This window comes from Streptomyces flavusporus, assembly GCF_046267975.1.
GTDB lineage: Bacteria > Actinomycetota > Actinomycetes > Streptomycetales > Streptomycetaceae > Streptomyces > Streptomyces flavusporus.
Map to the genome: position 1 here is coordinate 60,619 of NZ_CP176503.1, position 12,041 is coordinate 72,659.

The 12,041-nt window shown below is 69.1% G+C and carries 15 protein-coding genes and 1 pseudogene; 8 read left to right on the forward strand and 8 right to left on the reverse strand.

From position 1 onward, the window contains the following. Positions 1-248 precede the first annotated feature (248 nt). The 3 genes from ACKTSN_RS00340 to ACKTSN_RS00350 all read left to right on the forward strand — a co-directional run bounded on the left by ACKTSN_RS00340 (position 249) and on the right by ACKTSN_RS00350 (position 1,752). A complete protein-coding gene (locus tag ACKTSN_RS00340) occupies positions 249-845 on the forward strand; it encodes a cadmium resistance transporter (RefSeq protein ID WP_409467222.1) in 597 nt (198 codons plus the stop codon). A 128-nt stretch (positions 846-973) separates the two neighbouring features. After that, positions 974-1,309 (forward strand): hypothetical protein, encoded by a 336-nt coding sequence (locus ACKTSN_RS00345; protein WP_409467223.1) that lies wholly within the window; start codon positions 974-976, stop codon positions 1,307-1,309. Then, positions 1,306-1,752, forward strand: a complete 447-nt coding sequence (locus ACKTSN_RS00350) for a MerR family transcriptional regulator (protein WP_409467224.1) — start codon at positions 1,306-1,308, stop codon at positions 1,750-1,752. Before ACKTSN_RS00345 ends, ACKTSN_RS00350 begins: the two co-directional genes overlap by 4 nt. A 500-nt stretch (positions 1,753-2,252) precedes the next feature. On the opposite strand, the gene ACKTSN_RS00355 is transcribed toward ACKTSN_RS00350, so the two are convergent. Then, complete coding sequence (locus ACKTSN_RS00355) at positions 2,253-2,558, reverse strand: cupin domain-containing protein (protein ID WP_409467225.1); 306 nt, start codon at positions 2,556-2,558, stop codon at positions 2,253-2,255. A gap of 145 nt (positions 2,559-2,703) precedes the next feature. On the opposite strand from ACKTSN_RS00355, the gene ACKTSN_RS00360 reads away from it, so the two are divergent. Both ACKTSN_RS00360 and ACKTSN_RS00365 read left to right on the forward strand, forming a co-directional pair. After that, the gene (locus ACKTSN_RS00360; protein WP_409467226.1) at positions 2,704-2,994 is read left to right on the forward strand and encodes a transposase; all 291 of its coding nucleotides are present in this window, start codon (positions 2,704-2,706) and stop codon (positions 2,992-2,994) included. 26 nt (positions 2,995-3,020) lie between these two features. Beyond that, positions 3,021-3,185, forward strand: coding sequence for a hypothetical protein (locus ACKTSN_RS00365; protein ID WP_409467227.1), 165 nt, complete (start codon positions 3,021-3,023; stop codon positions 3,183-3,185). Here the strand turns inward: ACKTSN_RS00365 and ACKTSN_RS00370 are convergent. After that, entirely contained in the window at positions 3,176-4,495 is a 1,320-nt protein-coding gene (locus ACKTSN_RS00370) for an ISL3 family transposase (protein WP_409467228.1), read from the reverse strand. The genes ACKTSN_RS00365 and ACKTSN_RS00370 overlap by 10 nt on opposite strands. Positions 4,496-4,598: 103 nt before the next feature. On the opposite strand from ACKTSN_RS00370, the gene ACKTSN_RS00375 reads away from it, so the two are divergent. Together ACKTSN_RS00375 and ACKTSN_RS00380 are read left to right on the forward strand one after the other, a co-directional pair. Then, positions 4,599-4,916 carry an IS3 family transposase gene (locus ACKTSN_RS00375; RefSeq protein ID WP_409467229.1) on the forward strand — a complete coding sequence of 106 codons (318 nt, stop codon included), beginning with the start codon at positions 4,599-4,601 and terminating at the stop codon, positions 4,914-4,916. A 12-nt stretch (positions 4,917-4,928) separates the two neighbouring features. Next, positions 4,929-5,369, forward strand: a pseudogene (locus ACKTSN_RS00380) (IS3 family transposase); the annotation flags it as partial. Between the two features lie 306 nt (positions 5,370-5,675). On the opposite strand, the gene ACKTSN_RS00385 reads toward ACKTSN_RS00380, so the two are convergent. From ACKTSN_RS00385 to ACKTSN_RS00410, 6 genes are all read right to left on the reverse strand, one after another. Further along, positions 5,676-6,689: a hypothetical protein gene (locus ACKTSN_RS00385; RefSeq protein ID WP_409474690.1), complete on the reverse strand. Its 1,014-nt coding sequence runs from the start codon at positions 6,687-6,689 to the stop codon at positions 5,676-5,678. A 210-nt stretch (positions 6,690-6,899) separates the two neighbouring features. Further along, positions 6,900-7,109, reverse strand: coding sequence for a DegT/DnrJ/EryC1/StrS family aminotransferase (locus tag ACKTSN_RS00390; protein ID WP_409467230.1), 210 nt, complete (start codon positions 7,107-7,109; stop codon positions 6,900-6,902). 179 nt (positions 7,110-7,288) lie between these two features. Beyond that, positions 7,289-8,083 carry a class I SAM-dependent methyltransferase gene (locus ACKTSN_RS00395; RefSeq protein WP_409467231.1) on the reverse strand — a complete coding sequence of 265 codons (795 nt, stop codon included), beginning with the start codon at positions 8,081-8,083 and terminating at the stop codon, positions 7,289-7,291. A 71-nt stretch (positions 8,084-8,154) separates the two neighbouring features. Next, a complete protein-coding gene (locus ACKTSN_RS00400) occupies positions 8,155-9,225 on the reverse strand; it encodes an NAD(P)/FAD-dependent oxidoreductase (RefSeq protein ID WP_409467232.1) in 1,071 nt (356 codons plus the stop codon). Next, a complete protein-coding gene (locus tag ACKTSN_RS00405; protein WP_224740431.1) occupies positions 9,222-9,749 on the reverse strand; it encodes an isoprenylcysteine carboxyl methyltransferase family protein in 528 nt (175 codons plus the stop codon). Before ACKTSN_RS00405 ends, ACKTSN_RS00400 begins: the two co-directional genes overlap by 4 nt. A 173-nt stretch (positions 9,750-9,922) precedes the next feature. After that, a complete protein-coding gene (locus ACKTSN_RS00410; RefSeq protein WP_409467233.1) occupies positions 9,923-11,023 on the reverse strand; it encodes a type III polyketide synthase in 1,101 nt (366 codons plus the stop codon). A 166-nt stretch (positions 11,024-11,189) separates the two neighbouring features. Here ACKTSN_RS00410 and ACKTSN_RS00415 point away from each other — a divergent pair. After that, a protein-coding gene (locus tag ACKTSN_RS00415) for an IS5 family transposase (RefSeq protein WP_409474691.1) occupies positions 11,190-11,995 on the forward strand; the annotation gives its coding sequence in 2 pieces (ribosomal slippage) (positions 11,190-11,511 and positions 11,511-11,995; 807 coding nt in all). Positions 11,996-12,041: the final 46 nt, after the last annotated feature.

Here is a 12,041-nt window from a genome sequence, read left to right on the forward strand (position 1 = left end):
GGCCAGTCCGCAACGCAGCTGGCCACCTATCACTGAGCAAGGTGGCCAAGTGAGATTGAGCGCGAGCCTATGACGTGCGGCGCCGTCGAGCGGACTGGCCATCCGTCTCTGGAGGTCACAGTGCTGTGACTGAGTGCGCTACATGGCCACTTCAGTCGGCCAATTGAGCGCGGCCTGGGCCCGGGCGGCGGCCGTGCGACGTGTGCCGGATATCGTCGCCGGGCAACCGAGCGTTAGGGGCTCTGCCTGTGAATCTGGGCATCGTCGGACAGGCGGCCGGACTGTTCGCGGTGACGAACATCGACGACATCCTGATCCTGTCCCTGTTCTTCGCCCAGGGCGCCGGGCACCGGGGTGCCGCCCGCCGGATCGTGCTCGGTCAGTACCTCGGTTTCGCCGCCATCCTGGCCGTTGCCGTGGCCGCCGGGTTCGGCGCGACCTTCCTGCCCGAGTCGGCCATCCCCTACCTCGGCCTGCTGCCCCTCGCCCTCGGCCTGAAGGCGGCCTGGCAGGCATGGCGGCAGCGCGGCGAGGAGGAGGCCGAGGAAGCGGTGAGCGCGGGCGGCCCCAGGGCGCTGGAGGTCGCCGCGGTCACCTTCGCCAACGGCGGCGACAACATCGGCGTGTACGTTCCGGTGTTCGCCGCTGCCGGCGTCGGCGGGATGAGCGTGTACGCGGTCGTCTTCCTGGTTCTGGTGGCCGTGTGGTGCTTCGCGGGCCGGTTCTTCGCCACCCGCCCCGTCATCGCCAAGGCGCTCAGCCGGTGGGGCCATGTCCTGCTGCCGCTGGTGCTGATGGCCCTCGGCCTCATCATCCTCATTGAGGGCGGCGCCTTCGGCCTGTAGCACCGCGCGAGGCGCGGCCGACTGGGATGTGACGCTCAGCGGATTCGGGCTTGCAACCGGTACCTAGGTACAGGTTTACCGTCGGAGATGTCCCCGAGTGCGGGGACATGATGACGGGAGTGTGCGTGATGACGGATCTGGCGTGGGTGCCGCAGTCCTGCACCCTGCCCACCGAGGAGCGGCCCCTGCGGGTTGCGGAGTGGGATGCGCTGTTTTCCGAGCGGCTGATCTCCTTGTCCCGGCCCGCGCCGCTCCGCCTGCGCCTTGACCTGGCCGACGCTCCGGGTGTCGAGGAGGAGACCCGTGACCTGATGGAGCGTGAGAACGGTTGCTGCTCGTTCTTCACCTTCGAGGTCACCCCGGGGAAGGGCCGGGTCCATCTCGACATCGCAGTGGACCCGGCGCACGAGACGGTCCTGGAGGCCATTGCCGAGCGGATGAGCACGGACGGGGAGGCGCGGTGAGCGCGGGCCTGCGCAGCGGACAGGTCGCCGAGGCGGCCGGGGTGAATGTCCAGACACTGCGCTACTACGAGCGGCGCGGCCTGCTGGCCGAGCCGGAGCGCAGCAACGGCGGCCACCGCCTGTACAGCGAGGAAGCGGTGACCGTGCTGCGGGTCATCAAGGCCGCCCAGCGGCTCGGGTTCACACTGGAGGAGGTCACCGAGCTGCTGGAGGCCGGCCGCCACCGGCACGGCCGTCCCGTGGCGGGATTGCAGGAGCGCGCTGCGGCCAAGCTGGCCGAGGTCGACGCGAAGATCGCCGACCTGACCACCATCCGCACCACACTGGCCGCGGCCGTGGAGGCGGGCTGCGACGACCTGACTGTCTGCGCCTCGAAGGACTGCTGCCCCATCCCCTTCACCGACCTCGCCGAGGAGAACCGCCATGCCGGACCCTGCTGCTGAACCGCGCCCCACAAGACGTCGAAGGCGCTCGCGGGCCTGGCCGCCCTGGCCTGTGTGGCGTGCTGCGCGCTCCCCGTCCTGATCACGGCGGGCGTCGTCGGAGCTGGCGCCGGGGCAGTGATGGGCTGGCTTCCCGCCCTTGCCATCGTCCTGGCCGTGCTCGCCGGCGGGACCTGGTGGCTCGGTCAGCGGCGCCATTCCTGCTCCTACGCGAAGAAGAGCGCAGTGCGGGTCTCAGGTGCGGCTGTGCGGCTTGCGCAGGGGGACCTTCCTGGCGGCCGTCTTCTTCGCCGGCCCCCCCTGGTTTGCGCGCCTGGCGCTGACTGCCCTGGCGCTGACTGCCCTGGGGCGTCCCTGCCTCGCGACTCCTGCGCCTTGCGGACGCTCTCCTGCACGGCGGCCATCAGGTCCACGACCTTCCCGGCCGACGTCGCCGGAGACGGTGCCTCCGATCGATCCGCACCTGGAGCGATTACCCGGCCCGGTCCGCCAGAGCGCCTTCATGCACCGGGTTCTTCCACGATCACCAACGTGCCGCGGCTACCGGGGCGGACAGCGTGTCGAGCGCCTGCCGGCACCCGGTACATCTCGCCTGCCTCCACGGCGATCTCGGTGCCCTCCACCAACAGTTCCAGCCGCCCGTCGAACACAAGCAGTACCTCATCAGCCCCGTGAGCTTCTTCCTGGACCGGGCTGCTGTCCATACGCAGGACTTTCACGCAGGCCGCGCCCACATGCCCCAGGGAGCGGGAGCTCCAGGCATCCGGCAGCGCGGCCGCTGTCTCGACGACGTTGATCAGACTCATCACATGCCTCCCAGCGGGCTGCCCGGCATGGCGCAAGCAGCCCGCCAACCACATTCAATGGATGCCGGGAAGCTATGAGGTGCCCCGAGGTTCCCGGACAGGGACCCAATAGGGTTGTCCTGTCAAGGAAACGAGGAAGCACGAAGTGGCACCACCCAGCAAGTACACCCCGGAGTTCCGCGCGGAAGCCGTCCAGATCGCACTCCGATCCAGCAAGACCATCTCCGCGACGGCCCGCGAGCTTGAATTGAACCCGGAGACACTCCGGGGCTGGGTGAAGAAGCACCAGAAACAGCATGAGCCGCCTGCCGACGCCGAGCTGACGGTCAGCGAACGCGCCCGGCTGAAGGAACTCGAACGCCGCATTCGCGAAGTCGAGATGGAGAACGCCTTCCTGAAAAAATGCGCGGCGTACTTCGCGAAGGATCCCCGGTAGCAAGCAAGTACGAGTTCATCGAAACGATGCGGCTCGACACCGCGGAGTACGTATTCCCGGTCGAGTTCATGTGTGAACGGCTCGACGTATCCAAGTCCGGCTACTACGACTGGAGAAGCCGCCCCAATTCTGCGACGGCCCAGCGCCGCGAGGAATTGAAGCTGCTGGTCAAGCCGGGTCTTCAAAGTTGAGCGGTGCGGAGGTGTCCGCGGGCCCGGCGGGTGGTGACGCAGCGGGTCCGTAGCCGTTGGTTGTCGGCATCGCGAAGGCCGAACGCGTTGCGGGCGACGAGCTTGATCACGCGGTTGATGCCCTCGCTCTTGGCGTTGCTGTGTCCGGTGTCGATGAATGCGGCGATCTCGGCCCACCAGCGGTCGACGGTGACGGCGAGCTGCCGCACCTCGGGGATGTCGGAGTCCGCGCACCACGTGAGGAATTTCCAGCGGGCGTGGCCGACTTGGTGGCGGTCGGCGCCGGTTCTCGCCAAGGCGAGGAGGTTGCGCAGGTTCTCCTTGGCGATCCATGCCGTCAACAGGGTCTGGCCGATCGTCCCCTCGCCCAGCAGCGTGTTCCACATCGTGGCGAACTGCTCGTCGGTGAGGTCCTCGCGGTTGCGCAGCAGGCGCCGCCTGGCTTTCCATTCCGGGTCACTGGCGCGTCCGCGTCGGCCGCGCATCTCGGCGGTGGTGCGGCGCCGGACCATGGACAGCATCTTGTTGGCGAGCTGGACGACGTGGAAGTGGTCGACCACGACGGTGGCCTGCGGGAGACCGGTGCGGACGGCGGCGCGGTAGGTGGCCGACATGTCGATGGTCACGTACTCGATGCTCTTTCTCCAGGTCAGCGGGGTGGCGGCGAGCCAGGCGAGCACATCGGCGACGGTGCGGCCCTCGACCTGGCCGAGCAGGCCGCCGGTGCCGAGCGCGTCGGTGAACCCCGTGTGCCACCGATCGCGCGTCAGCATCCACTTGCCCGTGGCGGGGTCCTGTTCCCAGCGCGGCCGTCCGCGCCGGGTCTCGTCGATGCCCAGCACCTTCACCTCGGGCAGCGGGGCCTCGGTGACCTCGCGTGCGACGGCGCGGAAGGCGTCCATCACGGTCGGCCAGGACAGACGCAGATCCCGGGCGGCCTGGATGACGGTGGAGGCGGCGTCGCGTATTCGCCGCCCGGCGGCACCGCGCAGTCGCATGGTGATCCGTGCGCCGGCCGGTAGCTGCGGGATCTGCTCGGTGAAGGACCGGCGCGGGCAGCCGGCCTCCCGGCACCACCAGCGGCGCTTGTGCCAGCGGAACTCCAGTCCGCTCTCGCCGTACGGCAGATCGCGGGGCCGCGTCACCGCCGAGCCCTTCACCCTGGTGGCGAACACCCCGCAGGCCGGGCACGCCCGGGCCCTGTCATCGGCCGTGGCCAGGTGGACCCGGCGTGTCCCGTCCGCCAGCCGCTCGACCCGGACGACGGACACCCCGTCAAGGTCGAGCAGCAACGTCGTATCGTTGAGCAAGCCCGTGGCTCCTGCATGATCGTTCTGCGTAGAGAACAGAGATGATCACGCAGGCCACGGGCACCTTGCGTCCAGGGCCAAGCAGCCCGACCCCACACGGAGCGTGACGCCGTGTCAGCAAACCGAACCAGCGCACCGCTCAACTTCGAAGACCCAGAAAGCCTTCGAGATGTCCGACAGCACCTACGGATACCGACGCATCCACGCCCAGCTGGCGCGCTGGGGCCACGCCGCCGGCCTGGAGCTGGTGCGCCAGCTCATGCGTGAACTGGGCCTGATGCCCTGCCAGCCCCGCCCGAAGCGGCTCAGCCTGACCCAGGCCGCGGCGGGCGTGGTGCCCGATCTCGTCGGCCGGAACTTCACTGCCGACGCCCCGGGTGAAAAGCTCGTTGGTGACATCACTTACATTCAGACCGGTTAGGGCTGGCGGTATCTCGCGACCGTCATCGACTGCTGCACGAAGGAAGTCATCGGGTATGCGATGGACGACCACTACCAGACCCCTCTGATATCGCGGGCCGTACGCAACGCGGCTCGCAACAGGAAACTCGCCAAGGGTGCGATATTTCACTCCGATCGCGGCAGCAACTACATGTCAGCCGAGTTCGGCAAGACGCTGAACCAGCTCGAACTCCGCAGGTCCGCCGGGCGCACCGGGATTTGTTTCGACAACGCTATGGCTGAATCGTTCTTCGGAGTACTTAAGAACGAGCGCGTCTCCCGCGTGACGTACCTGACCCGAGAAGCCGCCCGGCAGGACATCACTCGGTACATCGAATTCTGGTACAATCGCAAACGCCTTCACTCGGCAGTCGGTTACCGCCCTCCACAAGAAGTCCACGCCGAGTATGCGAGGTTGCGAACAGCCGCGTGAAATGAACGGTCAGATCCCTGTCCGAAAAACGCGAGGCCCCTCACCCCGCCCAATGTCGGAAAGTTCACCTTTTGTCCGACCTGGATGGCAACGGACCGAAACGTGCGGCCGCCCACCGGCGCATACGAGGGATCCGGGTGACGTGACCGGGCCCGCGTGGACGCGTTCGGCCCGCGGGTCGTTCGCCGGGCGTGGTCACCCCCACCGTCACTGTTGCGGCTTTCACTGGCGCCGCGCTGGGTGCTGCCCTCGTCGCGGCCGCCCTCGCATCGCCGCGCCCCTTGCGCGCCCCGTCTCGACGTGTGCCTACGCCGCGTCCTCGGGGAAGTCCTCCTCCAGGAGGCCCTCCTCGCCGAAGTCCTCCTCTTCCATCATCGCGGCGCCGAACCCGCCCAGGATCTCGTCGATGTTCAGCTCGGTGGCGCCGGCCGGGGCCGTGGGCGTCTGGCCCTCGCTCATCCGCACCACCAGGCCCAGCTTCTTCACCTTCGCGTTCTCGGCCAGCTTGGCGAGGTCGACGTACACCTCGGTCAGCTCGTCGTTCTTGAGTGTGAAGTCGGCCGTGACCTTGGTGTTCGGGGCGTCCTTGAGGTCCTTGTCCGTGGGCAGTTCCATGCCCGGCGGCAAGTTCTTCGCGAGCGGGCGGATCTCGCCGAAAAACTCCGTGATCAGCGTACGGAACGGAGCGGTGGCGGTGATGTGCTCGGAGCCGTCCTTGTCACCGGCGGTCTTGAAGTCGACCTCGCGGGCGATGGTCTCGCGGAGCGCCTCCAGCAGCTGCTTCTGCGTCTTGGCGTCGAGGGTGGGTTGTTCCGGCGCGGGCTTCGCGCCGGGCTCCGCCCCCATCTCGGCGGTGGTCTTCTCCATCTCCTTGGTGTTGAACTTCACCCACTCGCCCTCAAGCACCTTCTTGAGTCCGCTCGCCTCCGGGGGCAGGTCCTTCGCGGACGGCAGGGGGGCATCCATCGCCTTGCCGAGGGAGTCCGTGTCGGAGCGGATGTAGGTGTAGTCGCCGACGACCCGGTACTCGACGAGGTCGCCGTCCTTGGTGCTGACCTTCATGGCCATGCCGACGTAGTCCTTCTCGCCGGACTCGTCGATCGGCTTCTTCGACTGCACGGTGACACTGATCTTCGCGCCACTGAGCAAGTCGGCGGCCTCGTCGGGCATCTCCTCGCCGGGCTCCGGGTCCGACGAGGCGTCCAGCGCCTTCAGGCTCTGGGCGTCGGTGTCGAGGCCGAGCTCGAAGGAGATCGTCTTCTCCTTGCCGAGCTTCCCGAAGGCCTGGTCGAGCTTCTTCCCGGCGGAGAGCTGCTCCACGGTGCCGCAGGCGGCCGAACCCGCCAGGACGGCGCCGACGACTGCGGTGGCGATCAGGGGCTTACGTATGGCGGTGATGATGGTCTCCTCGTCAGTGCGATCACGAACGTGATCGGTGGCAAGACCCATGACGCCGCCAAATGGTTGCCCCGCCGTCTCACTCCGCGTCGGACCACGGCTTGCCGACGGCCCGGTGCGCCACCCGCCGGATCACGCGCCCCGCTCGGTCAGCTCGCCCCGGACGCGGCTGAGGTCGACCGCCCGGCCGCCGAACAGGACCGGGATGACCGCGGCCGTATTGCGGCCGACCGCGTCCATGACGAGCCGGTCGGTCACGCACAGCGTGGCGGGGTCGATGTCGACGAACCGCGCGGTGGCGCCGACGGCCACGATCGCCTGGACGGTCGCGCAGAACGTCACGGCGCCCGCCGAACAATGCAGTGGCCTGCAACGAGGTTGCGGTACCGCGCCGTTCGGCGGGTCATGGCGCAGGCCGTGTCGAACTGAAGCAGCGGCTCCGGGCGGAAGCTCTGAAGCGTCACGAGGCTCTGCGGTGCAAGGAGGGGAGTAAGAAGCCGACTGCGCATCGGCGTACCAGCTCAATCGTCTCGGTTTTGTGCTGTGGTGGCTGCGGTGCCGCCGGGCAACTGTTGTGCACTGCGGCTGGCGGAGGCCACCAGGTAGCCGGGGAGGTGGAACCTGCAGTGCAGATGCACTGGTGCGCCGCAGTCGTCTGCGAGGGCGTGCAGTGCGGACGGGCTGTAGGCCTTGCGCAGGCTGATCGTGCCGTCGTGTGCGGCTGTGGCCCCGCCGAGGAGGAGCAGCAGCGGGACGATGGCCAGGTATGCCGGGTGCCGCCAGGCGTCGATGATGAGCAGGCGGTGTGCGGCTCGGGTGCCTTCGCGGAGCACCATGCGTACCTGAGCTGGTTGCAGGTGGTGCAGGGACATGGTGAAGACGGCCACGTCCCAGGTGTGGTCGGGGGCGTCGATGGCAGTGGCGTCGATGACGCGTGTGGTGACCCGTGGGTGGTCGCCCAGAGGGCCGGTACGGAATGCCTGGACGGAGTCGGTGCTGATGTCGCTGACGGTGACGTGTGCGGTGGGGTGGTCGCGCAGGAGCTGTTCAGCGAGGTGGCCCCGGCCTGCTCCGAGTTCGAGGATGCGGGGCTCACGCTGCTGGCCGGCCTCTGCCAGGGCCAGTCGGCTGAACGTGCGGTAGGCCAGTGACGCGCGCTGGAAGCGGTCCAGCGCGCGCAGTCCCCTGCGGGCCCTTTCCGCCAGCCGGGGATCGGGGTGGTCGATGAAGTCGATCCACTCGGCTCGGTCGGTTTCGTACAGACGGTCCCACCATGGGGCGCCGGGGCCGCCCCGGGGGAACTGTTCGTCGTGCATGGTGCTCCACCTCCCTCGGTGGTGTGTGCGTGTGCGGATGCTGTAGTGGTGTGATGTGCAGCGTGGGGTGTTCACGGGTCGGCGAGCTGGTTGACCGCGGCACGGAAGACCGTCGGCGCGGCCAGGCATGCGGGCACCAGCAGCGAGCGGGCGCCAGGGTGGGTGGTGGCGAGGACCAAGGTGTGGGTCAGCCACCGGTAGCGGCGCGTCAGGCGCCGCCAGGCGTGCCCGTAGCGAGCGGGGGCGTCGGCGACCAGGGCGTCGACTGCGGCTTCGGCCTGGGCCAGTGCCAGGCTGATGCCCTCGCCGGTGAGCGCGTCCTCGTACCCGGCTGCGTCGCCGACGAGCAGGATCCGGCCCACGACGCGGCGCGCCGGCTGCTGCCGCATCGGGCCGGCGCCGCGCACGCTGGACGCCGGGGCGGCGTGAGCGAGCCGATGGTGCAGGTGAGGGAAGGCCTCCAGCAGCCCGGCGTAGGCATGGTGTGCCGCCGCGCCCGACGGCGTGGCGTCGGGGCGGTACAGGACGGCGACGCCCACCTGGTCCGCAGCCACGGGGGTGATGTACGCCTCGGCATGCGGGCCCCAGACCACCTGCACGCTCTGGCTCCAAGGCTCGGTGTGCCAGTGACGGCGCAGTCCGAAGCGGCGCGGGAACCCGCGCCGGACGGGGACACCGAGGTGACGGCGCAGCGGGGAGTGCAGACCGTCGGCGGCGATGAGCCAGCGTGCGCGCAATCCTGCGGCGTTCACCCCGGTGGCATCCTGCGCCGCTGCCGTCACGCGGGCATCGAGCCGGTGAGCGCCGACGGCGTGCGCGGCGGCAGACAGCGCGGCCTGTAGTTCGGTGCGGCGTACGCCCATCCCGGGCCCGGCTCGGAACGGCGCGTGCGCCCGGCGGCCGGACAGATCCAGGTAGTCGATCCCGGTCAGCGGCGCCCCTGCCGGGCACACCCCCAGGGCATGGAGCCGTCGCACCCCGCCGGGCATCAGCCCTTCGCCACATGCCTTGTCCACGGGGTCGGGCCGCTTCTCACAGACCGTCACGGACATACCCGCCCGCGCAGCGTACAGCGCGGCGGCCAGCCCGGCCGGACCCGCGCCGACGATGAGCAGATCGGTGTCGTACACGTCGCGGCTCACGCTGAAAGTCCCAGCGCCGCGTTCTCCACCCGCAGGCGCACGGTAAGGACCGCGGCATTGGCAGCGGTGAACAGCAGCGCGGTCAGCCACGCACTGTGCACCAGCGGCAGCGCAACACCCTCGGCTGCGACGACCACGTAGTTCGGATGCCGCAGCCACCGGTACGGGCCACGCCGCACCAGCGGCAGTCCCGGAACGACGATGACCCGGGTGTTCCAGCGCGGGCCCAGCGACCACACGCACCACCACCGCAGCCCCTGCAGCAGCACCACGGCACACAGCGCACTCCAGCCCAGCACGGGGATGAACGCCCGCCGCGCGACGGCGACTTCCGCGAGGATGCCGACCAGCAGCGCCGTGTGGACGGCCACCATGACCGGGTAATGGCCTCGTCCGTGTTCCACACCACCGCGCACCTGAGCCCATCGGGCATGCCGCCTGGAGACCACCAGCTCCGCCAGCCGCTCTGCGGCGACCGCCGCCACCAGCACGACCAGCCACGCTGGCAGCATCCCCATGCGCATCACCACGCTGCACCGCTGTCTGCCGGGCCGGCCACGGCCTGCGGGCACCAATCAGTCCTGCCAGGCGGCGCGCATGATTGCCTGACAAGCTCGGACAAGGGCATACGCCGACTCCTTGAAGCGGTTCAAAGGCGGGCAGACGGCAAGCCGCCGCGGTCAGGGGACGTTCCGGGTCACCAGCGCAGCAGGACCAGCTCGCTGGCGAAGCCCGGCCCCATCGCGGTGAGCAGCCCGACGCAGCCGGGGGCGGGCGGTGCTTCCAGCGTCGCCCGCAGCACGTCCAGAACGGACACCGACGACAGGTTGCCCCGCGTCGCCAAGGAATGACGGGTGTGGGCCAGAGCCTGCTCGGGCAGGCCGAGGGCACGCTCCACCGCGTCGATGACCTTGGGCCCGCCGGGATGGCAGATCCAGGCGGCGACATCGCCGACCGTCAGGCCGTGATCGGCCAGGAAAGCGCTCACGTCCTTGGGCAGTTCCCGCTCCGCCACCGTGGGCACGTTCGGGGACAGCACGATGCCGAACCCGTTCGCGCCGATCCGCCAGCCCATGACGTCGGTGCTGTCCGGGTAGAGCCGGCTGCGGGTGGCCACGACCTCCGGCCCGCGGCAGCCCCGGGCCCGCTGCTCCCCCACGGCAACGACCGCCGCGGCACCGTCCCCGAACAGGCTCGTGGCCACCAGATTGGCCAGGGACCAATCGCCGCGCTGCACCGTCAGCGAGCACAGTTCGACCCCCAGCAGCACCCCGACCTGGTCAGGAAACGCCCGCAGGTAGTCGTGCAACCGCGCGATGCCCGCAGCCCCCGCGGCGCAGCCCAGACCGAACAGCGGGATGCGCTTGACGTCCTGGCGCAACCCGATCCGCTGCGCCAGGCGGGCCTCCAGCGACGGCACAGCCAGGCCGGTCACCGTCGTGCTGATCATCACATCCACCTCGTCCGGCTCCACCCCGGCCGCGCTCAATGCCTCGTTCACCGCCTGCTCGCCCAGCTCTAGGGCCGTGTGCAGCCAGGCACGGTTGGCGCCGGTGAACCCGTCCAGCGCCGCGTACTGATGAAGCGGCAGCGACAGGTTCCGCGTGACAACCCCGGCGTTCGCCGACACCCTGCCCAGAGCACGATGCGCACCCGCAGGTCCGGGGAGCAGATCCGCGAACGCCGTTGTGATGTCCTCCTGCCGGTACTGGTGCGGCGGCACAGCCACTTCGACCGCAACCACCCGCGGCCCGTCACCGTCCCCTCCCCACTGCGGTTCGCTCGTCGCCCGGTCCACTGCCCGCCCTCACCTCGATGCCACCCGACGCCCACAGACTACGGACAAGATCACCACGAACGGACAAATGGGAGAACATGGGGATGATATCTCCACTAAAGGACTAAGAGCTTGTCTCACGTGGTGTCTGATCGATGCGGCATGATTCCTTCTTATGGGTGTCGATCTGTCGCAGCGGTTGGTTCCTGACGAACTCTGGTTGCTGGCGGCTCCGTTGCTTCCCTCGTTCGCGCCGCGCCCGCAGGGAGGAGGGACGGCCCCATGCGATGAGCGGGCCGTGTTCACCGCGGTTGTGTACGTGCTGACCAGCGGATGCGCGTGGCGGCATCTTCCCGAGACGTTCGGCGTCTCTCCCGCCACCACGCACCGCCGGTTCTCCGCGTGGACAGAAGCCGGGCTGTGGAGACGTCTACACCGGGCCGTCTTGGACGAGCTCGGTGCCCGCGGAGAGCTGGACTGGTCCTCCACGATCGTCGATGCAGCCTCGGTCCGCGCGAAAAAGGGGGATCGCTGACCGGGCGCAATCCGGTCGACCGGGGCAAGAAGGGCAGCAAGCTGCATGTGTTGTCCGACGCTCAGGGCTTACCCCTGGCGCTCGGCGTGTCCGGGGCGAACGTCCACGACAGCCAGGCTCTGCTGCCCCTGGTCCTGGGCATACCCGCGATCCGCTCGCGGCGCGGTCCGCGCCGGCGCCGTCCCGGCAGGCTCCGTGCGGACAAGGCCTACTACTCCGCCGAGCACGTGAAGTGGCTGCGCGGGCGCGGCATCGTCCCGCGTATCGCTCGGCCCGGCATCGAATCCAGTGAGCGCCTGGGCCGACACCGCTGGAAGATCGAACGGTCGATCTCCTGGCTCTTCGGCTACCGCCGCCTCACCGTCCGGTACGAGAGGAAGGGCACACACTTCTTGGCCTTCCTCGGCCTCGCAGCGGCACTGACCTGCTACAAGAAACTGGCCAAGCTCGCCACGTGAGACAAGCTCTAAAAGAGCGTTTTGTCCCGGCAGAGGTGTTTGGTTC

Coding starts and splice junctions, on each gene's coding strand:
- ACKTSN_RS00345 (WP_409467223.1), top strand. CDS start 974: ATGACGGATCTGGCGTGGGTGCCGCAGTCCTGCACCCTGCCCACCGAG.
- ACKTSN_RS00355 (WP_409467225.1), bottom strand. CDS start 2,558: ATGAGTCTGATCAACGTCGTCGAGACAGCGGCCGCGCTGCCGGATGCC.
- ACKTSN_RS00365 (WP_409467227.1), top strand. CDS start 3,021: ATGCGGCTCGACACCGCGGAGTACGTATTCCCGGTCGAGTTCATGTGT.
- ACKTSN_RS00395 (WP_409467231.1), bottom strand. CDS start 8,083: ATGCACGACGAACAGTTCCCCCGGGGCGGCCCCGGCGCCCCATGGTGG.
- ACKTSN_RS00405 (WP_224740431.1), bottom strand. CDS start 9,749: ATGCGCATGGGGATGCTGCCAGCGTGGCTGGTCGTGCTGGTGGCGGCG.